The sequence below is a fragment of the Cutibacterium sp. LaCa_286 genome, from assembly GCF_057198075.1.
Genome location: NZ_CP191091.1, coordinates 360,894 through 381,605 on the forward strand (window position 1 = coordinate 360,894; position 20,712 = coordinate 381,605).

20 protein-coding genes are annotated in these 20,712 nt (G+C 65.5%); 10 read left to right on the forward strand and 10 right to left on the reverse strand.

Annotation, left to right across the window (positions count from 1 at the left end; genetic code table 11):
- Positions 1 to 3 precede the first annotated feature (3 nt).
- The 3 genes from ACP8JZ_RS01420 to ACP8JZ_RS01430 are packed head-to-tail and all read left to right on the forward strand — an operon-like array spanning position 4 to position 2,220.
- On the forward strand, positions 4 to 1,578 hold the full coding sequence (locus ACP8JZ_RS01420; protein WP_306516863.1) for an acyl-CoA carboxylase subunit beta: 1,575 nt from the start codon (positions 4 to 6) through the stop codon (positions 1,576 to 1,578).
- Between the two features lie 15 nt (positions 1,579 to 1,593).
- Positions 1,594 to 1,839, forward strand: a complete 246-nt coding sequence (locus ACP8JZ_RS01425) for a hypothetical protein (protein ID WP_021103932.1) — start codon at positions 1,594 to 1,596, stop codon at positions 1,837 to 1,839.
- A 15-nt stretch (positions 1,840 to 1,854) separates the two neighbouring features.
- A complete protein-coding gene (locus tag ACP8JZ_RS01430; RefSeq protein ID WP_021103933.1) occupies positions 1,855 to 2,220 on the forward strand; it encodes a biotin/lipoyl-containing protein in 366 nt (121 codons plus the stop codon).
- A 306-nt stretch (positions 2,221 to 2,526) separates the two neighbouring features.
- On the opposite strand, the gene ptsP is transcribed toward ACP8JZ_RS01430, so the two are convergent.
- On the reverse strand, positions 2,527 to 4,200 hold the full coding sequence (gene ptsP, locus ACP8JZ_RS01435; protein ID WP_484482569.1) for a phosphoenolpyruvate--protein phosphotransferase: 1,674 nt from the start codon (positions 4,198 to 4,200) through the stop codon (positions 2,527 to 2,529).
- 5 nt (positions 4,201 to 4,205) lie between these two features.
- Positions 4,206 to 4,469, reverse strand: coding sequence for an HPr family phosphocarrier protein (locus tag ACP8JZ_RS01440; RefSeq protein ID WP_023034936.1), 264 nt, complete (start codon positions 4,467 to 4,469; stop codon positions 4,206 to 4,208).
- Between the two features lie 359 nt (positions 4,470 to 4,828).
- Here ACP8JZ_RS01440 and ACP8JZ_RS01445 point away from each other — a divergent pair, with 359 nt between their 5' ends.
- Positions 4,829 to 5,578, forward strand: a complete 750-nt coding sequence (locus ACP8JZ_RS01445) for a phosphoglyceromutase (RefSeq protein ID WP_023034937.1) — start codon at positions 4,829 to 4,831, stop codon at positions 5,576 to 5,578.
- 88 nt (positions 5,579 to 5,666) lie between these two features.
- Here the strand turns inward: ACP8JZ_RS01445 and ACP8JZ_RS01450 are convergent, their stop codons facing one another.
- Together ACP8JZ_RS01450 and phoU are read right to left on the reverse strand one after the other, a co-directional pair.
- Positions 5,667 to 6,818, reverse strand: coding sequence for a polysaccharide deacetylase family protein (locus ACP8JZ_RS01450; protein WP_484482570.1), 1,152 nt, complete (start codon positions 6,816 to 6,818; stop codon positions 5,667 to 5,669).
- A gap of 237 nt (positions 6,819 to 7,055) precedes the next feature.
- Positions 7,056 to 7,724, reverse strand: a complete 669-nt coding sequence (gene phoU / locus ACP8JZ_RS01455; RefSeq protein WP_023034939.1) for a phosphate signaling complex protein PhoU — start codon at positions 7,722 to 7,724, stop codon at positions 7,056 to 7,058.
- Between the two features lie 186 nt (positions 7,725 to 7,910).
- Here phoU and ACP8JZ_RS01460 point away from each other — a divergent pair, with 186 nt between their 5' ends.
- Both ACP8JZ_RS01460 and ACP8JZ_RS01465 read left to right on the forward strand, forming a co-directional pair.
- On the forward strand, positions 7,911 to 9,128 hold the full coding sequence (locus ACP8JZ_RS01460; protein ID WP_484482571.1) for a sensor histidine kinase: 1,218 nt from the start codon (positions 7,911 to 7,913) through the stop codon (positions 9,126 to 9,128).
- Positions 9,125 to 9,802 carry a response regulator transcription factor gene (locus ACP8JZ_RS01465; RefSeq protein WP_323457423.1) on the forward strand — a complete coding sequence of 226 codons (678 nt, stop codon included), beginning with the start codon at positions 9,125 to 9,127 and terminating at the stop codon, positions 9,800 to 9,802. The genes ACP8JZ_RS01460 and ACP8JZ_RS01465 overlap by 4 nt, the downstream gene beginning before the upstream one ends.
- Here the strand turns inward: ACP8JZ_RS01465 and ACP8JZ_RS01470 are convergent.
- Positions 9,784 to 10,971, reverse strand: coding sequence for a glycosyltransferase 87 family protein (locus ACP8JZ_RS01470; protein ID WP_484482572.1), 1,188 nt, complete (start codon positions 10,969 to 10,971; stop codon positions 9,784 to 9,786). The two genes, ACP8JZ_RS01465 and ACP8JZ_RS01470, sit on opposite strands and share 19 nt — an antisense overlap.
- Positions 10,972 to 11,302: 331 nt before the next feature.
- On the opposite strand from ACP8JZ_RS01470, the gene ACP8JZ_RS01475 reads away from it, so the two are divergent.
- A complete protein-coding gene (locus tag ACP8JZ_RS01475) occupies positions 11,303 to 11,788 on the forward strand; it encodes a CarD family transcriptional regulator (RefSeq protein WP_021103944.1) in 486 nt (161 codons plus the stop codon).
- A 164-nt stretch (positions 11,789 to 11,952) separates the two neighbouring features.
- Here the strand turns inward: ACP8JZ_RS01475 and ACP8JZ_RS01480 are convergent, their stop codons facing one another.
- Together ACP8JZ_RS01480 and ACP8JZ_RS01485 are read right to left on the reverse strand one after the other, a co-directional pair.
- Complete coding sequence (locus tag ACP8JZ_RS01480) at positions 11,953 to 12,408, reverse strand: PTS sugar transporter subunit IIA (RefSeq protein ID WP_484482573.1); 456 nt, start codon at positions 12,406 to 12,408, stop codon at positions 11,953 to 11,955.
- A gap of 9 nt (positions 12,409 to 12,417) precedes the next feature.
- Positions 12,418 to 12,711: a PTS sugar transporter subunit IIB gene (locus tag ACP8JZ_RS01485; RefSeq protein WP_323462940.1), complete on the reverse strand. Its 294-nt coding sequence runs from the start codon at positions 12,709 to 12,711 to the stop codon at positions 12,418 to 12,420.
- A 308-nt stretch (positions 12,712 to 13,019) separates the two neighbouring features.
- Here ACP8JZ_RS01485 and ispD point away from each other — a divergent pair, with 308 nt between their 5' ends.
- From ispD to ACP8JZ_RS01500, 3 genes are all read left to right on the forward strand, one after another.
- The gene (gene ispD, locus ACP8JZ_RS01490) at positions 13,020 to 13,841 is read left to right on the forward strand and encodes a 2-C-methyl-D-erythritol 4-phosphate cytidylyltransferase (protein WP_484482574.1); all 822 of its coding nucleotides are present in this window, start codon (positions 13,020 to 13,022) and stop codon (positions 13,839 to 13,841) included.
- Positions 13,842 to 13,986: 145 nt separating this feature from the next.
- A complete protein-coding gene (ispF, locus tag ACP8JZ_RS01495) occupies positions 13,987 to 14,475 on the forward strand; it encodes a 2-C-methyl-D-erythritol 2,4-cyclodiphosphate synthase (RefSeq protein ID WP_036957759.1) in 489 nt (162 codons plus the stop codon).
- 40 nt (positions 14,476 to 14,515) lie between these two features.
- Positions 14,516 to 16,129 carry a glycoside hydrolase family 13 protein gene (locus ACP8JZ_RS01500; protein WP_484484260.1) on the forward strand — a complete coding sequence of 538 codons (1,614 nt, stop codon included), beginning with the start codon at positions 14,516 to 14,518 and terminating at the stop codon, positions 16,127 to 16,129.
- A 246-nt stretch (positions 16,130 to 16,375) separates the two neighbouring features.
- Here ACP8JZ_RS01500 and ACP8JZ_RS01505 read toward each other — a convergent pair whose 3' ends face one another.
- From ACP8JZ_RS01505 to cysS, 3 genes are all read right to left on the reverse strand, one after another.
- Positions 16,376 to 17,845, reverse strand: coding sequence for a glycine hydroxymethyltransferase (locus ACP8JZ_RS01505; protein ID WP_323465451.1), 1,470 nt, complete (start codon positions 17,843 to 17,845; stop codon positions 16,376 to 16,378).
- A 261-nt stretch (positions 17,846 to 18,106) separates the two neighbouring features.
- Positions 18,107 to 19,048: a 23S rRNA (guanosine(2251)-2'-O)-methyltransferase RlmB gene (rlmB, locus tag ACP8JZ_RS01510; RefSeq protein WP_484482576.1), complete on the reverse strand. Its 942-nt coding sequence runs from the start codon at positions 19,046 to 19,048 to the stop codon at positions 18,107 to 18,109.
- Positions 19,049 to 19,188: 140 nt separating this feature from the next.
- The gene (cysS, locus tag ACP8JZ_RS01515) at positions 19,189 to 20,649 is read right to left on the reverse strand and encodes a cysteine--tRNA ligase (RefSeq protein WP_323462944.1); all 1,461 of its coding nucleotides are present in this window, start codon (positions 20,647 to 20,649) and stop codon (positions 19,189 to 19,191) included.
- Between the last annotated feature and the right edge of the window lie 63 nt (positions 20,650 to 20,712).

Genomic DNA, 20,712 nt, shown 5'->3' on the forward strand with positions numbered 1-20,712 from the left:
ATCATGGCTGAGAAGAAGACAATCAAGCTCGCCAGCACGATGGAAGGTCGTGTTGAGCAGCTGGCCGACGAGCGTCACCGCATTGAACTTGGCGGTGGCGAGGCTCGGCTCGACAAACAGCGTTCCAAGGGCAAGCAGACCGCTCGCGAGCGTATCGACAACCTGGTAGACGCCTACTCCTTCGACGAGGTCGGCGCCTTCCGCAAGCACCGCACCACCCTGTTCGGCATGGACACCGCCGAGGTGCCCGCCGACGGTGTGGTCACCGGTCGCGCGACCATCGGTGGTCGTCCGGTGCACGTGGCCTCCCAGGACTTCACCGTCATGGGTGGTTCGGCTGGTGAGACCCAGTCGACCAAGGTCGTCGAGACGATGGAGCAGTCCCTGCTCACCGGCACCCCGTTCGTGTTCTTCTACGACTCGGGCGGCGCCCGAATCCAGGAGGGCATCGACTCGCTGTCCGGCTACGGCAAGATGTTCTACGCGAACGTCAAGCTGTCGGGCGTCGTGCCGCAGGTCGCGGTCATCGCCGGCCCGTGTGCCGGTGGTGCCTCGTACTCCCCGGCGCTGACCGACTTCATCATCATGACGAAGAAGGCCCAGATGTTCATCACGGGCCCCGGCGTCATCAAGTCGGTCACCGGTGAGGAGGTCACCGCCGACGAGCTCGGTGGTGCCGATGCGCACATGTCCACCTCCGGCAACATCCACTTCGTTGCCGAGGACGACGATGCCGCGATGCTCATCGCGCAGAAGCTGCTGAGCTTCCTGCCGCAGAACAACACCGAGGACGCCCAGATCGTCAACCCGAACAATGACGTGAGCCCCGATGAGTCCCTGCGTGACGTCGTCCCGCTGGACACCAACAAGGCCTATGACATTCGCGACGTCATCGCCAAGATCGTCGACTGGGGAGACTACCTGGAGGTCAAGGCCGGTTGGGCGACCAACATCGTCACCGCCTTCGCCCGCGTCAACGGTCGTACCGTCGGCATCGTTGCCAACCAGCCGAAGGTCATGGCCGGGTCGCTGGACATCAACGCCTCCGACAAGGCTGCCGAGTTCATCACCTTCTGTGACTCCTTCAACATCCCGCTGGTGCAGCTGGTGGACGTCCCCGGCTTCCTGCCGGGCGTCCAGCAGGAGTACGGCGGCATCATCCGCCACGGTGCGAAGATGCTGTACGCCTACTCCGAGGCCACCGTGCCGAAGATCACGATCGTGCTGCGCAAGGCATACGGCGGCTCCTACCTGGCCATGTGCAACCGTGACCTGGGTGCCGACGCCGTTTACGCCTGGCCCACCGCCGAGATCGCCGTCATGGGTGCCGCTGGCGCTGCCAACGTCATCTTCCGTCGCGAGATCAAGGCCTCCGAGGACCCGGCTGCCACCCGCGCCGAGAAGATCGACGAATACCAGAACGCCTTCAACACGCCTTACGTGGCTGCTGCCCGTGGGCAGGTTGACGACGTCATCGATCCGGCAGACACCCGTCGCAAGCTCGCCGTCGCCCTGGAGACTTACGCCACCAAGCGTCAGCCCCGTCCGGCCAAGAAGCACGGCGTCATGCCCTGCTGAGTGAGTGAGGAAGAGATGACTGACAACGACAAGGACCGCGTGATCGAGTCGCTCACCAAGCGACTGGATTGCCTCGAAGCAGAGGTTGGTCGCCTGCGTGCCTCCAGCCCCGGCATCCCTGAGGACGTCCTGGTGGCCATCAGCGCTGCTGTTTCGGCATACCTGGGCAACGACGGCAAGGTTCAGGCCGTCCGCTTCGCCCCGTCAGAGAACTGGACCCGTCAGGGTCGCAGGGCTCTGCAGAACCATTCGATTCGTTGACCCGGAGAAGATGACATGAAACTCAAGGTGACCGTCAACGACGTCGCGTACGACGTGGACGTCGATGTCGACAAGACCCCGAATGCCCCGCTGGCCCCCATCATGTTCGGTGGTGGCTCCGGCCCGGCCCTCAAGGCCTCGGCCGGTGGCGGCGGAAAGGCTGGAGCTGGCGAGGTTCCCGCCCCGCTGGCCGGCACCGTGGCAAAGATCCTCTGTGCTGAGGGTGACGCCGTCAAGGCTGGCGACGTCCTCCTCACCCTGGAGGCCATGAAGATGGAGACTGAGATCAACGCCCCTGCCGACGGCAAGGTGACGAAGATCTTGGTTGCCGTTGGTGACGCTGTTCAGGGTGGACAGGGGCTCGTGGCCCTCGAGAGCTGAACACACAGTTCATAGCAACACACCCGTGGGGTGGGGCCAGCTGCCCCACCCCACGGGTGTGTTCATGCCGTTGGTCAACGGTTTCCCGCAACAATGATGATCTGATTGGGGTTGCCTGTGCGGACCGTGGGTAGCAAGTCCACCAGACCATACGGGGAACCGGATCCGGGCCACCATGCTGGGGCATCGAAGGACGGACTGCCGGACACAATGCTGCGACACACCGGGCACGGCACTGCGACCACAGCAGTGGGTGCCAGCCCTGCAGGAGAACCGGCACCCACGTGAGTGAGGTCATCGCATGGATCAGCCGATGAGTACCGCCACGGACGGGTCGGCAAGGTCCAGAGCTGCCTGACGTGCCTGCTGCGGACTGGGAGCTGCCAGCGCAGCCTCGGCGATTCGTCGGCACTGCTCTGCAGAGTGCAGTGCCAGGGCGGCCTTGACAGCGGTGATCTTGCCAGCCGCCATCGAGAGGGAACGTACCCCCAGGCCAACGAGCACCAAGGCCAGCAGGGGATCTCCGGCCGCCTCCCCGCACACGCCGATGAGTCGATCCCCGGCGCCCTCACAGGTGGCACCGATGAGCTGGATCACCGCCGGCTGCCACGGGGTGAGCAGTTCGGCGAGCTCGCCCTGCAGACGGTCGGCTGCCATGCAGTACTGGGTGAGGTCGTTGGTGCCGATGGAGGCGAAATCCACTGGCTCGAGAACCTGCGCGGACCGCAGTGCGGTCGAGGGGACCTCGACCATGATGCCGACAGTCTTGATCCCAGCGGCGCGAGCCCGTTCGGCGAACCAGGTGGACTCGGCAGGGGTGGCGACCATCGGTGCCATGACATAGGGGTCGCGTCCAGTCCGCTCAGCGGCCTCCGCCAGGGCTGCCAACTGGGTGTCGATGAGGTCGGTACGTACCTGGGACAGCCGCAGACCACGTCGACCCAACGCTGGATTGTCCTCCGGACCCAGATCGGCGAAAGCCAGCGGTTTGTCGGCACCGGCGTCCAGGGTACGGAAGACGACCTTGGCGTCCTCGTCGAAAGTGTTGAGAACACTCGAGTAGGCCTCGACCTGTTCGTCCTGACTGGGCGCGTCGTGGCGATCCAGGAAGAGGAACTCGGTACGGAACAGGCCGACTCCTTCCGCCCCCTTGGACTTCGCGGTGGGGGCGTCGGACGAGCTGCCGATGTTGGCGAGCACCAACACCCGGGTGTCGTCACCAAGATGTGCCGGTCCTTCTGGAGCAGCGTCGAGCACGGCACGACGTTGTTCGGCGCGATCGCTGAGCTGGGTGACAGACTGCTCGTCGGGCTCGACGAGCACAGTGCCCGAGACTCCGTCGAGGGCCAACTCGGTGCCCGACTCGACCTCACGGATCCCCGGGCAGCGCACCACGGCGGGGATGCCGATCTGGGCGGCGAGAATTGCGGTGTGGCTGGTCGGGCCACCTGCAGCAGTGACCAGGCCGCGTACCAGCTCGGGATCGAGGGTCGCGGTGTCGGCCGGGGCCAGATCCTCCGCCACTAGGATGACGGGGGAGTCGAAGGCGGGAACGCCCGGTTCGGGCAGCCCCTGCAGGACGGCCAGGGCCCGGTCGCGCACATTGTGCAGGTCGGTGACCCGCTCGGCCAGGTATCCGCCAGCAGCAGTGAGTTGGGCGCAGAAGTCGTCAATGGCGCCCCACAGGGCATGGGCCGGGCCGTCGCCCTCCTCGAGGTGGGTGCGCACGGAACTCGTCAGACTGGGGTCACGGGCCATCATGGCAGTGGCCATGAGCACCCCGATGGCGGATGGATCAGCTTCCAGGGCACGTGCGTCGAGGCGGTCGGCAACCTTGCTGAGTGCAGCGGTCACCCTCGCCACGTCGTCGTCGGTGTCGCCCTTGGGATCACGTGCCGGTAGGCCAGGTGCTGGTTCAACGAGTAGTGCTGGAGCCTGGCCGATTCCGGCAGAGACTCCCAGACCAGAGAAAGTCTTCATGATGATCAGGCGCTCGGAGTCTCGAGGGCGGTGCACAGGTTGGCAAGAACGTCGTCAGCGCCCTCGCCCTCGGCCGTGAGTTCCACGGTCTCACCCTTCTTGGCACCCAGACCCATCACCGAGAGGATGGAACGGGCATCCACGGGCTCCTCACCGGGGCGGCCAATGGTGACGGCCAGGCCAGACTTGGTGGCAGCTTGGACGAACATGGCGGCGGGGCGGGCGTGCAGGCCAGACTCGGCGGCGATGGTGGCGGTGCGACTGGGCATGAGTACCTCCTGCTGGAAGTCGGGACGTTCCCGACAACTTTTTCAACACTCGACGATATCTCAGCCACTGGAAAAGGTGCATCCACCCCCGAAGAAATTGCACATACGTAACAGGCCGGCTCTCGCAACAGACCAGCCCAGGGCCTCTGGCCAGAATCGTGGAGCTGGTGGAGGAAGGGAGCTTGACGACGTGGCCGGGGAGGGCTCAAGCGGTGGAGACATCGGGCATGGGAGATGAGTGCCGCAGAAGGTGCAGGGGTGTGCTGGGAACACGTGTGCGCGGCGGTAGGCATGATCGGTGAAAAGCCGATCGACCTGACCAAGCTGGGAACACGTGTGCGCGGCGGTAGGCTGGAACCATGACATCCAAGCTCATCCTGCTCCGCCACGGCGAGAGCGAATGGAACTCAAAGAACCTCTTCACCGGCTGGGTGGACGTCGACCTCAACGAGAAGGGTGCGGGCGAAGCACGTCACGCAGCCGAGCTGCTCAAGCAGGAGAACCTGCTGCCCGACGTCGTCCACACCTCGCTGCTGCGTCGCGCCATCCACACTGCCTACCTCGCTCTGGACGGCTGCGATCGCCACTGGATCCCGGTGCGTCGTTCCTGGCGTCTCAACGAGCGCCACTACGGTGCCCTGCAGGGCCTCAACAAGGCCGAGACCAAGGAGAAGTACGGCAACGACCAGTTCATGGCTTGGCGTCGTTCCTTCGACCAGCCGCCGCCCGTCATCGAGAAGGATGGTGAGTGGAGCCAGTTCAACGACCCGCGCTACGCCGACATCCCTTCCTCCCAGCGTCCGCTGACCGAGTGCCTCAAGGACGTCGTCGCTCGCATGATCCCGTACTTCGAGTCCGCCATCACCGACGACCTCAAGGCCGGCAGGACCGTCCTCGTCGCTGCTCACGGCAACTCGCTGCGTGCCCTCGTCAAGCACCTTGACGGTATCAGCGACGACGACATCGCCGGCGTCAACATCCCCACCGGCATTCCGCTGCTCTATGAGCTCGACGACGACTTCAAGCCGGTCACCAAGGGCGGGCGTTACCTGGACCCGGAGGCCGCTGCTGCCGGCGCCAAGGCCGTGGCGAACCAGGGCAATAAGTGAGTCGTTCCTGACGACAGGCCCCTCGAGGGCCCGTGACAGGCAGAGGGGCCGTGCTGATCAGCACGGCCCCTCATGTGTACTTGTTTGATCAGGCAATGACGCCCAGCTCGTATCCCCTGCTCTTGAGGTATTTCACCATTGCGGGAACGGACCTTGCAGTGACCTTCTTGTCCTCGGCATCGTGATTGAGGATGAGAAGCACGTTGGGGGTGCCGTACTCGGCGGCGGTCTCCTTGAGGTTCTGCACTGCCTCGTCCGTACTGGTCAGCGGTTTGCCCTCGGCATCCTTGGACAGTGCGTTCCAGTCGATCCATGACATGTGGCGCTCGGACATCGCCGGGTCTGCCGTCGACCAGCCTCGCCAGGACATGTGGCCACCGGGGTTGCGCACCGCACCGGTCGTGAACCCGGAACCCACGAACGATCGCATCTGGGCCATCGCGTAGTCGATGTCGCAGCCGATGTGGCTCTTCGAGGCTTCCCGGCCCGGGTACAGGTAGTCGTAGTCGTGGCTGTAGGAGTGGATCGCCAAGGCATTGCCCTGCTCCAACATCTGGTTGAGCAGGCTCTTGTCCACCTCACCCATGTGGGAGGAGATCGTGAAGAACGTTGCCCTGCCTCCGGAGCTCTTGAGGCCCTTGAGCACCTGCGGGGTGCGCTGGCTGGGGCCATCGTCAAAGGTGAGGAAGGCGATCTTCTTGTTCTTGGGTTGGGTCTGGGGCTTGAGCATCCAGTCGTGCACGGTCTTCGCCGCATAGACGTGCCCCTCGGCCGTCTTGCCGTGATTGGTCCCCGGGATGAGTGCTGGAAGGTTGGGGACCACGGCACCGGATGCCTTGAGCGGTGTGCCGGCGGCGGGTGGTGCGGCACACGTGGGTTTCGTCACGGCCTTCCCGGCTCCGGGGTACCCGGCGTACTTCGTTGCCGGAGTGGAGGTTGCAGAAGGTGTGGGAGTTGCGGTGGGGGTCGTCGAGGTGGTGGCTGACGAGGTCGTCCCCCCGGGGGTTGTCGATGAGGTACTCGCGGTGTGCTTGTTCCCAGAATGGGTGACGTCAGCAGCGTTGGGTGAGGCGCATGCCGCCAGGAAGGTGGCCAGACCAGCCAGGATCGTCAGGCCGATCGTTGCTCGAGAACCGTGCCGCGACTTGACCTGCCGCTGTGAGCGGGGGGCGTCGCTGGCCGGTCCGCAGGACGAGCCGTGGGCGGTGTGGACGTCACCGTCGCTGCTGATGATGGGCATGTGTGCACCTTTCCCAGATGATCGACAGTCAGGGGTCACAGTACTCAGGAAAGGCGGCGGAGCCCCTGGGGCTCGCCGTCACTGGTCAGGCGGAATCGCGCGGGGCGTAGCCATGAATCAGCCGGGAACGGGGTATCACGACCCATGAACTGCCGGGAACGGGGTATCACGACCCATGAACTGCCGGGACGGCGTCATCGGAGAGCAGAGGGCCATCGGAAGGCAGGGGCCACGACCTCAGAAGGAGGATGGCCAGTTCTCACCTTCCGGGGCCTCGCCAGTGACGATGTAGATGGTGCGGGCCCCCATGGCGACAGCGTGATCGGCAATGCGCTCGTAGTACCGGCCGAGCAGGGCGGTGTCCACGGCCTTCTCCACGCCGTACTCCCAGTCGTCGCTCAGCAGCAGGTGGAACTGGTCGCTGCGCAGTTCGTCCATCTTGGAGTCGGCGGTGGCCAGACCGGCGGCAGCCTCGGCGTCGCGGTTCTCCAGGGTGGTGATGGCCGTGGCGATCATGGAGTCGGCGGTCTCAGCCATCTGCTTGATCTGGTCGGCAACCGGCTCGGGGGCAGCCACCTCGGGGTAACGCAGCCGGGCGATCTTGGCGATGTGTGCGGCGAGATCGCCCATGCGGTCCAAGGAGTAGCTCATGCGCAGCACGGCGACGACGGTACGCAGTTCACCAGCCACGGGGGCCTGACGAGCCAGGAGCTGGAAGGAGCGCTGCTCGATCTCCTTGGTGAGCTCGTCGATGCGGGCGTCGCCGCTGATGACGCGCTCGGCGATGGTGAGGTCGGCGGTGACGAGGGCAGTGGTGGCGTCCTGGACGGCAGTGCGGACCAGACCGGCAACGGTCACGATCAGCTCAGTCGTCGCATTGAGTTCGTCGCGGTAACTGTCGCGCATGGTGAAGGCCCTTCCCTTTCTGAGACATCCATCCTCGTAAAGCGTAGTTCGTCCGAGAACCATTTCGCATACTGCAGTTGAGGAATGAATGAATGTTCAGTTAACGAGAGGAGACGTTGCCCGCGTTGCCCGGCCTCACGCACGGTGGAGTCGTGTGGTGATGGGGGACTCCCATATGATCGGACCGTGGACGTTGCGTTGTCAGGGGTTGTCGGGCTCGTGCTGGGCGGGCTCCTCACATGGCTCATCCTGCATGCGGTGGAACGATCACGTCACCCGATCGACACCTTGGCGACAGACATCGAGGTCATGGTCGTCACCCCAGAACTCAAACGAGCCCTGGCCCAGGTGGGCGGGGCGGCAGCCGTCATCGGCCCACATGACGAGGTGCTGCACTCCACCGTCTCGGCCCGGTCGATGAACATCGTCCGAGGTTCGCGCATCATCGAGGAGACCGCCCTGGGGATCGTGCGGGAGAGCAGGCAGCGCTCAACGGAGCTGTGCCGTGACATCGACGTCCCCAGCACGGCCACCGGACGCACTGCCCAACACCTCACGGTGCGCGTCGGCCCGCTGGACGCACACGGCAACATCGTCCTCGTCGTCGACGATCGTGCCCCGTTGTTGCGCGTGGAACAGACCCGACGGGACTTCGTCGCCAACATCAGTCACGAACTCAAGACCCCCATTGGCGCCATCGCAATCCTCTCGGAGGCCGTGGAGGGTGCCGCCGATGATCCTGAGGCGGTGCGACACTTCGCCGGGCGGCTCAACAAGGAGACTGCCCGAGTCTCCGAGATGGTCTCGCAGATCATCAACCTCTCCCGGCTGCAGTCCGATCAGCCGATGATGACTCCACAGCAGGTTGACGTCTGCCACGTCCTTGCCGATGCCGTGGAACGCAATCGGGAACTGGCGGACAGCCGCGAGGTCAACCTCGTCGTCAAGGCCGAGCCCGATCTGGAGATCCAGGGCGATCCTGCCCAGCTCACCGACGCTGTCTCCAACCTCATCCACAATGCCATCGTCTACTCCAACCCTCGGGCGAGGGTGGCGGTGAGTTCGCGACTGGTGCACGACGTGGACGGCGATCGTGCCGACATCGCGGTTGCCGACAACGGCATCGGCATCACCGACGAGGACCAGAGACGCATCTTCGAGCGGTTCTACCGCGTCGACTACGCCCGTAGCAGGGACAACGGCGGCACCGGCCTGGGGTTGTCGTTGGTCAAACACATTGCCCAGGCGCACGGCGGTTCGGTGGACGTGTGGAGCAAGGTCGGCCAGGGATCCACCTTCACCCTCTCCATCCCGCTGCCCAGCCTCGAGTTCGACGACGAGGACCCTGATGGCCTCGCCGACGCTCACGACTCATCAATCACCAGCAAGAAGGATCAGTCATGACCCGAGTACTCATCATCGAGGACGAGGAGTCCTACCGTGAGGCCACCGCCTTCATGCTCCGTCAGGAGGGGTTCGAGGTTGCCGAGGCCGAGGACGGACGAGCCGGCCTGTCCGAGTTCGACCACAACGGTGCCGACATCGTGCTGCTGGACCTCATGATGCCCGGCATCCCGGGCACCGAGGTGTGCCGTCAGCTGCGGCAGCGCAGTTCGGTGGGCATCATCATGGTCACCGCGCGTGACTCCGAGATCGACAAGGTCGTCGGGCTGGAGCTCGGTGCTGACGACTACGTCACCAAGCCGTTCAGCCATCGTGAACTCGTGGCCCGCATCCGCGCCGTGCTGCGTCGCGGGTCGGAGTCCGAGGAGTCCCCCGACATCCTCCAGGGGTCCGGGGTGCGCATGGACGTCGAGCGTCACGAGGTGAGCGTCTCGGGCAAACCGGTGAAGTTGGCCCTCAAGGAGTTCGAGCTGCTCGAAGTGCTGCTGCGCAATGTGGGACGAGTCATGACCCGCGCCCAGCTCATCGATCGCATCTGGGGCGTCGACTACGTGGGCGACACCAAGACCCTTGACGTCCACGTCAAGCGACTGCGCGCCAAGATCGAGGACAACCCCTCCCACCCCCGGCACATCATCACGGTGCGCGGTCTGGGCTACAAGTACGACGACTGAGTCGACGAGCGCCTGGTCACCAGTGCCCCGACGAGCACGACGAGAGCCAGGACGGGCAGGATGTCACCGGTCCACGCCACAGCGGGGGACAGTGGATCGTACCCGAGTGGGAGTGCGATGATGCGAGCCAGGTACAACGGTCCGGCCAGCGCCACGGGGGCTGCCAGGCACGTCACGACGATGCTCGGACGTCGCGGTAGCACCCGAGCTGCCCACACCGCGATGAACGGCAGCCACACCCAGTGGTGGTTCCACGAGACCGGGGAGATGAGCAGCATCACGCTCGCCGACACGGCAACCGTGGTCACCAGGTCGTCGGAGCGGCGGGCCTCGTCGAGGTGCCTGGGCAGCAGCAGCCAGCCGGCGACGATGACGGCGAGGCCCAGCAGTACCCACAGGGCACTGCGCACGGTCGTGGGGCAGTGACGCCAGAGCACCCCGTTCACGGAAGCGTTGGCCGGGTAGTCGAGTCCGCCGACGCGCCCGGCGTCCCACATGAGATCGGTCCAGTATTCCTGCGAGGTACCCGGCAGCAGCAGCCACCCGATGGCGATCGATGCAAGGAATCCGGTTGCCATGCCTGTCAGGTGCGCCCAGTTGTGGCGACGCAGGGCAGGTAGCCCGAGTGCCAACGGGGTGAGCTTGCACCCGCCGCACAGACCAATGGCGAACCCTCCCCAGAATCGGCGGTCAGTGGTCAGCCCCAACAGGCAGACGGCCATGAGGATGATGTTGATCTGGCCCTTGGCGATCGTCTCCCAGAACGGATTGAGGATCACCAGGGCGATGGCCCAGCACGGCAGGTGGAACGCGACTCGACGTGCCTTCCCGATCGGTGCCGTGGGCAGGAGGCCAAGGCGCAATGCGCGTTGACAACTCAGGGTGACGGTTGCACAGGACAGTGCCGTCATGACGAGCCATGCTCCGTGCTCGGTCATGGGTGCCATCCACGAGAGGATCAGGGCAGCAAATGGCGGATAGGTGAACAGGAGGTGGCCAGGGGCGGAGTGGTACAACGGGGTGCCGTTGATGACGGCCTGTGCTCCCTCGTGGTAGACGTTGGAATCCACCGGTTCAACGGGGGAGCCCAGGGCAAAGACGCAGAACAGGACGATGATCACCGCGCCTGCTGAGATCGCTGTCGTCCGCAGGGAGGATGAGGACTCCATTTCTGCCAGCCTCTCGGATTCGTGCTCTGGTGGCAGCTGTCGCTGACCACATCGGATCGTATGTGCCAGGTATGGTTTTGACCAACGTCTGGGAGAGTACCTGACGTGTGGTGCTGCCCTCCCCCCCGATGGAGCGTCGACCGTCGGCGTCGGGGCCAGCGTGGACGGGGTCTCCGGCGGTCTGTGGTGGCCCGAACCGCTGGAGTGATGGGTGGCGGCGCTGCCCTTGACGCACTGCCCTGGCCCAGGTATAGGGTGACAGTGAGTGTGATCATGAGAATGCCCCTTCGTGTGTTCAGTGGTAGAATCACCTGTGGAAGGGGTTGCATACATGACTTTCAATGTCGGTGAAACGGTTGTCTATCCCAATCACGGGGCTGCGGTGATCGAGGATCTCGAGACGCGCACCATCAAGGGTGAGGAGAAGCTCTACCTCGTTCTTCGGATCATCGGTCAGAACGATCTCGTCGTGCGGGTGCCAGCCGCGAACCTCGATCTCGTGGGCGTGCGCGACGTCGTTGACGAGAAGGGGTTGAAGAAGGTTTTCGAGGTTCTGCGTCAGCCCCACACCGAGGAGCCAGCCAACTGGTCCCGTCGGTACAAGGCCAACCTGGAGAAGCTGCACAGCGGCAATGTGCTCAAGGTTGCCGAGGTGGTCCGTGACCTGTGGCGCCGCGAGCGTGATCGCGGTCTGTCTGCCGGTGAGAAGCGGATGCTGGCCAAGGCACGCCAGATCCTCGTCTCCGAGCTCGCCCTGGCTGAGAAGGTCGACGAGGAGCGCGCCGAGCAGATGCTCGAAGAGGTGCTGGCATCCTGAACATCTGAGTGGTGAAGGCACGAGGGGCCCGGCGGACAACCCGCTGAGGCCCCTTTTCCATGTCTGCGGATTGACGCCGAGGCCCAGGGATCGTCCAACCCAGTGGATCGCTCACCTGCCCACCGTCCCTGCGGGTGATCGCTGGCAGGGGCGCCTGCCTCGCCCTACTGATCGATCGCTGCCAGGACCGGTCCGAGCCGATCCCGCAGTTCCGCACCACTGCCATGCAGCAGAGCATGGTAGCCGTCGTGGCTCTGCATGAGCTCGATCACGGCCGTGAGCATTCCGATCTGGTTGTTCGGGTCGGTCACCAGCGGCCAGATGGACAGTGCGACCTGCAACTCGCGCTCCGGATCGTCCATGGCGTGGAAGATGGTCTGGGAGGCATTGCGGCACAGCAGGATCCCGGGACACCTGACATGGTCGGGATCAATGTGTGGGATGGCGACGCACGCGTGGCCGAAGTCCAACCCCGTGGGATATGTCTCCTCGCGCCGGGACACGGCGGTGAGGAATGTCTCGCCAATCAGGGCGTCCCGGGTGAGGCGGTGGTTGACGAGACGGAACAACTCCTCCGATGAGTCGGTGTCGACGTCAAGGACGATGAGTCGGGGTGTCATGCAGAAAGGTCAGGCCTTGAGGTCGGCAGCGATCTCGTCGGCCAGGTCGTCATCACCGACGCCGGTGAGAAAGGCAACTCCGCGATACACCTTGACGCTCTCTGAAGGAGCCTTGACGACCGTCGTCGAGACGATGGCGTCCGGCTCGAAGGACTCGGCGTGCTCAGACAGCTCGCCCGTCTTGCACTCCTTCATCATTGCCTCGATGTCGCGCTCCTTGAGCATGCGCTGCAACTTGTTGGCGACCTGGACGGATGTGGCGATCCCGGTACCACAGCACACGAGAATCTTCTTCTTGAGCATCAATGCCTCCTCGGCGGTTTGCTGGATGAGATATCCATGTCGTGGTGGACACCATGGTAGCTGTGACCTCCGCGCGACAGCGGTACTACTGCCAACACGGTGCTGACATCGAATTATGGGCCATGGTGAAACCGTGCGTCAGGTGGGGGATTGTTCTGCCCGAAGGTGCATGCTGGCGTGGTACGCCCCTGCCCGGACGGTGGCCCCCTGCCCTGACGGTGGCATGGTGCCGGCCGGATCACACTCGCCCCACGGTTGTCGACGCCGGTTCCCGCGCCGACCGTGGGAACTCGCTAAGCTCATGGCCCATGGACGAACCCATTGTCGCCATCGTCATGGCTGCCGGAATCGGTAGCAGATTTGGTGGGCCCATCCCCAAACAGGTCACCGAGCTTGCCGGTAAGGCCGTCGTCGCCGTCGCCGTGGAGTCCCTGGCGGCCGGCGGTTGCTCCCGCGCCGTCGTCGTCGTCAAGGAGGGCATGGAGAATCACGTGAGATTCGCCCTGGCGGCGGCACCCATCCCGGTGCACTTCGTCACCGGGGGCAACTCCCGGCAGGAGTCGGTACGGCGGGGCCTGGAGTTCGTCGACTCCCACCCGGTGCTGTCCAAGGCCTCCAAGGTGCTCATCCATGACGCGGTGCGTCCGCTGGTGCCTGCCTATGTCGTTGCAGACGTCATCAAGGCCTTGGACGACGGAGCCACTGCAGTTGCTCCCGCCATGCCCGTGGTGGACACCATCCGGCAGGTCGACGGGGACACCAGCACGGTTGTCGACCGTGACACCCTGCGTGCCATCCAGACTCCGCAGGGATTCGACCGGACCACCATCACGCAGTGCCACCGACGTATGGCCGACGACGGCGTCAAGGTCACCGACGATCTCAGCTGTTGTGAACTCTATGACCATCAGATCACCTTGGTGGAGGGATCACGGGCTGCGATGAAGATCACCGAACCCATCGACATCGACATTGCCGAGGTGTTCAGTCGAGCTGCTGCCGGAGCAGGAAATCACAGCGGCAAACGGGTCCGGCTCATGGCAACCAAGGTGCGTGAGAAGGGTGGCATGTTCATCCGACACGTCCGACGAGCCATTCCCGGGAAGTGGTCATGCCGAGCAGCCAGGTGAGGCCGCCGGGTATCCACCAGCCGAGCGCAGGCAATGAGACCACCTGCGCAACATGGCAACGCAACGAGGAGGACAGACGGACATGGCCGATGCGATGACTGCTCCGGAACCGCATGAGGAGCATCACCCCGAATCCTGCGCTGCCGTGCAGCTACGCACCGGGATCGGTACTGACGTCCACCAGCTCACACCGGGGGTACCGATGCACGTCGCGGGTCTGGAGTTCCCCGACGAACCGGCGGGGTTGGCCGGGCACTCCGACGGTGACGTCGCTGCCCACGCCATGTGTGACGCTCTGCTCTCGGCGGCTGGGCTGGCTGATCTGGGCACGGTCTTCGGCACGTCGGATCCGCAATGGGCCGGACGTGCTGGGGTGGACTTCCTGCGGGCCACCGTGGCGTTGCTCACGGAGCACGGCTGGCGGCCGGTGAACGTTGCCGTCCAGGTGATCGGGCAGCGTCCCCACATCGCGCAACGCCGCGCGCAGGCCCAGGAGGTGCTTGGAGCTGCCGTCGGTGCGCCGGTGTCGGTGTCCGCCACCACCACCGATCACCTGGGATTCACCGGAGCAGGCCAGGGGGTCGCTGCGGTGGCCACCGCCCTGATCCAGGGTGCGGATCTTCCTCGGACGTGATGATGGAGGGCTGATGAGTTCTGCAGCAGAAGGACGTGCCATGACCAACGAAACCAATACTTCGGACTGGTACCGACAGGCTGTCGTCTACCAGATCTATCCGCGGTCGTTCGCCGACGCCAATGGTGACGGGATCGGTGACCTGGCCGGAATCGTCGATCACGTCGATCACCTGGTGAGGTTGGGCGTGGATGCCGTCTGGCTGAGCCCCTTCTACCCCTCGGCCCTGGCCGACGGCGGCTACGACGTCGACGACTATCGCAATGTCGACCCGCGACTGGGGACCCTGGCGGACTTCGACCGGCTCGTCGACGCCCTGCACTCCCACGGAATCCGACTCATCGTCGACATCGTCCCCAACCACACCGGATCGGGCCACGAGCTGTTCCGCAAGGCCCTGGCCGATGGTCCCGGATCGCCCGCCCGTGAGCTCTACCACTTCCGCGACGGGGACGAGCCACCCACCGACTGGACAAGCGCCTTTGGCGGCTCTGCATGGCAACAGGTTGACGACGGCCAGTGGTACCTGCACATGTTCGACGTCACCCAACCCGACCTCAACTGGGACCATCCCGAGGTCGTCGCCGAGTTCGACCAGACGTTGCGGTTCTGGGCCGACCGCGGGGTGGACGGGTTCCGGGTGGACGTCGCCCACCTGCTCAAGAAGGATCTCAGCGAACCGCTGCCCAGCCAGGCGGAGCTTGACGCCGCCGACAAGACCGTGGGCAATGGTCGCCTGGAGGACCGCGACGAGGTGCACGACATCTACCGTCACTGGCGGCAGATCTTCAACGAGTACGACCCGCCCCGGGTGGCCGTGGCCGAGGCGTGGGTGCCGGCCAATCGCCGTCCGTCCTACGCAACTCGTGAGGAATTGGGGCAGGCCTTCAACTTCGACCTGCTCCAGGCCCCGTTCCGGGCCGAGGAGCTGCGGCGCATCATTGACGACAACCTCGCCCTGGCGGCCAGGTCCGGATCGTCGACGACGTGGGTGCTCTCCAATCACGACGTCGTGCGCCACGCCACTCGCTACGGACTGCCCGAGGAACTGCGGGACGGTCGGCAGTACGTGCTGGGCGACGGGCACACCATTGCCTGCGATGCCGATCTCGGCCTGCGACGCGCCCTGGCTGCGACCCTGCTCATTCTCGCCCTGCCCGGCTCAACCTATCTGTACCAGGGGGAGGAACTCGGGCTGCCCCAGGTGGTCGACATCGCCGACGAGTACCGTCAGGATCCGACGTTCTTCCGCTCACCGGGTGTGGACAAGGGGCGGGACGGCTGCCGGGTACCGTTGCCGTGGACACCGGATGGCCCATCGCTGGGGTTCGGGTCGGGTGAGCCACACCTCCCGCAGCCCACCCGGTTCCGCGACCTTGCCGTGAGCAGGCAGGACGCCGATTCGCGTTCTCCGCTCAACGTCTACCGACGAGCCCTGCGCCTGCGCGCACAGCTGCAGGACGGTGAGGACATGGAGTGGCTGGACAGCCCGCAGGGCACTGTGGCGCTGCGACGGCATGACGGCTGGGTCTGCGTGGCCAACCTCACCTCAACACCCATTGACCTGCCGTCGGGGGAGGTGCTCCTCACCTCTGCGGATCTGGTGAGTGGCAAGCTTCCCGAGGCCACCACAGTGTGGCTTCGTCCGCGCTGAAGTCATGGGGGGCGTGGCCTGCCAGCCGTGCCCGGGCCGTGCGTCCTGCGACACCGGGCCCGTGCTCTCCCCAGCCTGGGCGGCACGTGCAGCCCACGTGTCACCCGCAGAGGGCGGCAGCCGCGGGTCTGCCCAGCTCGGGGCGCCGTCCGTGTCACGTACCGTCTGTGGAGGGCGGCGACTGGTGAGCGGGAGTTGACGCTGGCTCCGCGGGCGGTGCGGAGCCAGCTTTCCGGGATGGGTGCCTCACAGCTCCAGACCGGGGTAGAGCGGGAAGTTGCCGAGCAGCTCGTCGGCGGCGTCGTGCACCTGTTGGGCGACTCCGTCGGCGATGGTGTACTTGGCCTTGCCACGTTTGCCCGAGGCCGTCGTTGCCGGTGTGGTGGCCGACAATGCAGTGACGATGAGCTCAGCCACCCGGTCGAACTCGTCGGGTCCGAAGCCACGTGAGGTGAGTGCCGGGGTGCCGATGCGCACGCCGGAGGTGTACCACGCACCGTTGGGATCGGCCGGGATCGAGTTGCGGTTGGTGACGACCCCGGAGTCCAGCAGCGCCGACTCGGCCTGGCGTCCGGTGAGCCCGAAGCTGGAGAAGACGTCAAGCAGGTTGATGTGGTTGTCGGTGCCGTCGGTGACGAGCTTGACGCCACGCTTCATGAGACCTTCGGCCAGTGCCTTGGAGTTGTCGGCGATGCGCTGGGCGTAGTCGCGGAATGCCTGGGTGCGGGCCTCGGCCAGGGCAACGGCCTTGGCCGCCATGATGTGCCCCAATGGTCCGCCGAGCACCATGGGGCAGCCGCGGTCGACGTCTCCGGCGTACTCGTTGGTGGTGAGCACCATGCCGCCACGCGGCCCGCGCAGTGACTTGTGGGTCGTCGTCGTGACGATGTCGGCGTGTGCCACCGGATCCTCGTCGCCGGTGAACACCTTGCCGGCCACCAACCCGGCGAAGTGGGCCATGTCGACCATGAGGACGGCTCCGACCTCGTCGGCGATCTCACGCATCTTCGCGAAGTTCACCCGACGCGGGTAGGCCGAGTAACCGGCGACGATGACCAACGGCTTGAACTCGCGGGCCAGCTCGGCAACCTTGCCGTAGTCCAGATACCCGGTCTCGGGGTCGGTGCCGTAGGAGCGCTGGTCGAACATCTTGCCGGAGATGTTGGGGCGGAACCCGTGGGTGAGGTGGCCGCCGGCGTCCAGGCTCATGCCGATGGCGCGCTGGTCGTTGAACCTGTGACGCAGGGTGTCCCAGTCGTCCTGGGTGAGGTCGTTGACGGTACGGGCACCGAACTCCTCGAGCCCGGGGGTCTCCACGTGGTGGGACAGGATCGTCCAGTAGGCGGTGAGGTTGGCGTCGATACCGGAGTGCGGCTGGACGTAGGCGTGGTCGGCGCCGAAGAGCTCCCGGGCATGTTCGGCGGCCACCGATTCAACGGTGTCGACGTTCTGGCAGCCGGCGTAGAAACGGTGCCCGATGGTTCCCTCGGCGTACTTGTCGGAGAACCAGGTGCCCATCGTCGCCAGCACGGGCAGGGAGGCATAGTTCTCCGAGGCGATGAGTTTGAGTGAATGACGTTGGTCGTCCAGCTCCTGGCGGGTGGCCTGGGCGACGCGCGGCTCCACCTCACCGATGATGTCGAGCATGCTGCGATAGGCCGACGAGACCTTCTGCGCGGTTTCCGGGTCGATGTGCGCGGCGGTTGACTCTGACACGTTGTCTCCCTTCAGACGGTGGTGATGACAAATCTATCCGTCTTTGGCAGGCCCGAAAGGGGAGTGGGCGCACTTTGAGCACCGCTTTGACCTCTGGTGGAACGGTCGGACCATCTTCGGCGGCCCCCTGCCCTGTGACCCGTGAGATCAGCCCGGTCACGGAGGGCACTCTCGCACGACTGGCAGACCAGACGTGCAGCGGGGGTGTGGGGGAGTCTGCCCCCGTCATGGCAGGTTGCAGGGAACCCGGCCGGCACTTCTTCAGGCGGTGCGGACCCGGGCAGCCGCATAGAGAGCAACGGAAACCGCCACCGACGCGTTGAGCGACTCGACCTCGCTCGTGATGGGAATGCTGGCCAGTACGTCGCACGATTCACGGGTGAGACGAGCCAGACCATGGCCCTCCGATCCCACGACGAGCACCGTCGGCCCGTCCAGACCGGGCACGTCCGCGATGTCGACGTCCCCCTCGCCGGCCAATCCGACGACCATCCAGCCCGCTCGGGCGAATTTCGCCAGGGCCTGGTTGAGGTTGGTGGCCATCGCCACCGGGATGCGCGCCGCGGCCCCTGCCGAGGTCTTCCAGGCAGCTGCCGTCATGGACGCGGATCGACGCGAGGGAATGAGCACCCCCTGCGCCCCGAAGGCCGCCGCGGAGCGCACGATCGCCCCCAGGTTCCGTGGATCGGTCACCTTGTCCAGGGCGACGACGAGCCCGCCGTGCGTGGCCTCGGCACCGGCTGCGATGAGATCGTCGGCGCCGGCATACTCGTAGTCCTGCAGGCGCAGCGCCACGCCCTGATGGTTGGAGCCGCCGGTCTGGCGGTCCAGTTCGCTGCGGGTGGCCTGCATGAGTGGGATGCCGTGGTCGGCGGCGAAGGTGAGGATCTCACGGAGCCGGGAGTCGTGCTCGGCCCCGTCGACGACGTAGGCGGCCCGCACCGGCAATCCGGCATTGAGGGCCTCCAGCACCGAGTTGCGTCCGATGACCCAGTCCGGTCCGGCTCCCTTCTCGGAAGATCGGCTAGCCTGCTGCCTGGGTCTGGCGGTCTGCTTGGCCTTGTACGCCTTGTGGTAGACGCGATCCTCCGCCTTGGGGGTAGGGCCGCGTCCGGCCAGACCCTTGCGGATCCGTCCGCCGGAACCGGCAGCCTTGTTCCTTGCCTTGCGGGTGGCTCCTCGGCGTTGGGAGTTGCCTGCCATGGTTGTCCTTTCGATCAGCTGAGACGCCATCAGTCCCATGACTGCCTTGCCTCGAGCCGAAATCACCAAGTGGTGACTCGGCTCGGGGGCGGATCAGTTCGGTGCCCGGCCGCTTCAGGAGACGTCGGCCCGGGGCCACCTCAGTCCAGCGACCACCGGGCGCCGTCAGGGGTGTCCTCGATCACCAGACCGAGGTGGGTGAGCACGTCGCGGATGGAGTCGGCGGTGGCCCAGTCCTTGCGGGCCCGGGCCTCGGAGCGTTGGGTGAGCATGGCCTGGACGAGTCCATCGACGACCGGCTCGAGCTTGTCGGACTGCGTGGACCTGCTCGACGCCCACACCGGATCGTCCGGGTCGAGGCCGAGGACGCCGAGCATGACGCGCAGCTGGCCCAGATGGGCTGCGACTGCCGGGGCGTCGGAGGCGTCGATCGCCTTGTTGCCCTCGTTGATCGTCGTGAAGAGCGTGGCGACGGCGGCAGGGGTGCCGAGGTCGTCGTCCATGGCACGGGTGAATCGCTCATCGAGTTCGGGCACCTGCGCATCCGTGGGCAGATTCGTGGGGTCGATCCCAGCTCGGTCGCAGACCTGCCCGGCACGCTCCAGGAAGCCGTCGATACGGGCGATGGCCTTGTCGGCCTCGTCCAGGGATCCCTGGGTGTGCTCGTCGGAGGGGGAGAACTCGATGGTGGAGCGGTAGTGCGGCGCCAGCAGGAAGTAGCGCACGGCGCGCGGATCGTGGTTCGCCGTCACCTCGGACACCCGAGCGGTGTTCCCCAAGGACTTGCTCATCTTCTCACCCGACATCGTCACCCACGCGTTGTGCATCCAGTAGTGGGCGAATGCGCGGCCAGCCGCAGCCGACTGGGCCAGCTCGTTCTCGTGGTGCGGGAAGCGCAGGTCTATGCCGCCACCGTGGATGTCGAAGGCCTCGCCCAGATACTTGCCGGACATGGCCGAGCACTCCAGGTGCCAGCCGGGGCGTCCAGCACCCCACGGGGCGTTCCACGAGGCAGTCTCGGGTTCGGAGGGCTTGTGCCCCTTCCACAGGGCGAAGTCGCGGGGGTCACGCTTGCCGCGGGGGTCGGAGTCGGCGGCAGGAGCCATCTCGTCGACCTTCATTCCCGACAGCTCTCCGTAGCGTGGCCAGGATCGCACGTCGAAGTAGACGTCACCGGAGCCGTCGGGGGCGACGTAGGCGTGCCCGGCGTCCAGCAGCTCACCGATGAGGTCGATCATCTCGGGGATGTGGCCGGTGGCGCGCGGCTCGTAGCTGGGTGGGCGGCATCCCAGCAGCGAGTAGGCCCGGTGCAGCTCGTTCTCGAACTCGTAGGCATGGGCCCACCACGGCACACCGCGTTCGGCGGACTTGGCGAGGATCTTGTCGTCGATATCGGTGACGTTGGCGACGATCGTCACCTCGTAACCACTGTGCTCCAGCCAGCGGCGCAGGACGTCGAAGACGACCTCCTTGCGGATGTGACCCAAGTGTGGCGCAGACTGCACCGTCATACCACAGTGGTAGATCGACACCTTGCCCTCGATGAGGGGCACGAAGGGTTCGATGCGGTGGGTCGCTGTGTTGTACAACTGGAATGTCACGCCTCAAGCCTACCGGCAGTACGACGTTCCGTCTGCTGTGGACGGATGGTGATCCCCCGCACG

Coding starts and splice junctions, on each gene's coding strand:
- ACP8JZ_RS01420 (WP_306516863.1), top strand. CDS start 4: ATGGCTGAGAAGAAGACAATCAAGCTCGCCAGCACGATGGAAGGTCGT.
- ACP8JZ_RS01425 (WP_021103932.1), top strand. CDS start 1,594: ATGACTGACAACGACAAGGACCGCGTGATCGAGTCGCTCACCAAGCGA.
- ACP8JZ_RS01430 (WP_021103933.1), top strand. CDS start 1,855: ATGAAACTCAAGGTGACCGTCAACGACGTCGCGTACGACGTGGACGTC.
- ptsP (WP_484482569.1), bottom strand. CDS start 4,200: ATGAAGACTTTCTCTGGTCTGGGAGTCTCTGCCGGAATCGGCCAGGCT.
- ACP8JZ_RS01440 (WP_023034936.1), bottom strand. CDS start 4,469: ATGCCCAGTCGCACCGCCACCATCGCCGCCGAGTCTGGCCTGCACGCC.
- ACP8JZ_RS01445 (WP_023034937.1), top strand. CDS start 4,829: ATGACATCCAAGCTCATCCTGCTCCGCCACGGCGAGAGCGAATGGAAC.
- ACP8JZ_RS01450 (WP_484482570.1), bottom strand. CDS start 6,818: ATGCCCATCATCAGCAGCGACGGTGACGTCCACACCGCCCACGGCTCG.
- phoU (WP_023034939.1), bottom strand. CDS start 7,724: ATGCGCGACAGTTACCGCGACGAACTCAATGCGACGACTGAGCTGATC.
- ACP8JZ_RS01465 (WP_323457423.1), top strand. CDS start 9,125: ATGACCCGAGTACTCATCATCGAGGACGAGGAGTCCTACCGTGAGGCC.
- ACP8JZ_RS01470 (WP_484482572.1), bottom strand. CDS start 10,971: ATGGAGTCCTCATCCTCCCTGCGGACGACAGCGATCTCAGCAGGCGCG.
- ACP8JZ_RS01475 (WP_021103944.1), top strand. CDS start 11,303: ATGACTTTCAATGTCGGTGAAACGGTTGTCTATCCCAATCACGGGGCT.
- ACP8JZ_RS01480 (WP_484482573.1), bottom strand. CDS start 12,408: ATGACACCCCGACTCATCGTCCTTGACGTCGACACCGACTCATCGGAG.
- ACP8JZ_RS01485 (WP_323462940.1), bottom strand. CDS start 12,711: ATGCTCAAGAAGAAGATTCTCGTGTGCTGTGGTACCGGGATCGCCACA.
- ispD (WP_484482574.1), top strand. CDS start 13,020: ATGGACGAACCCATTGTCGCCATCGTCATGGCTGCCGGAATCGGTAGC.
- ACP8JZ_RS01500 (WP_484484260.1), top strand. CDS start 14,516: ATGACCAACGAAACCAATACTTCGGACTGGTACCGACAGGCTGTCGTC.
- rlmB (WP_484482576.1), bottom strand. CDS start 19,048: ATGGCAGGCAACTCCCAACGCCGAGGAGCCACCCGCAAGGCAAGGAAC.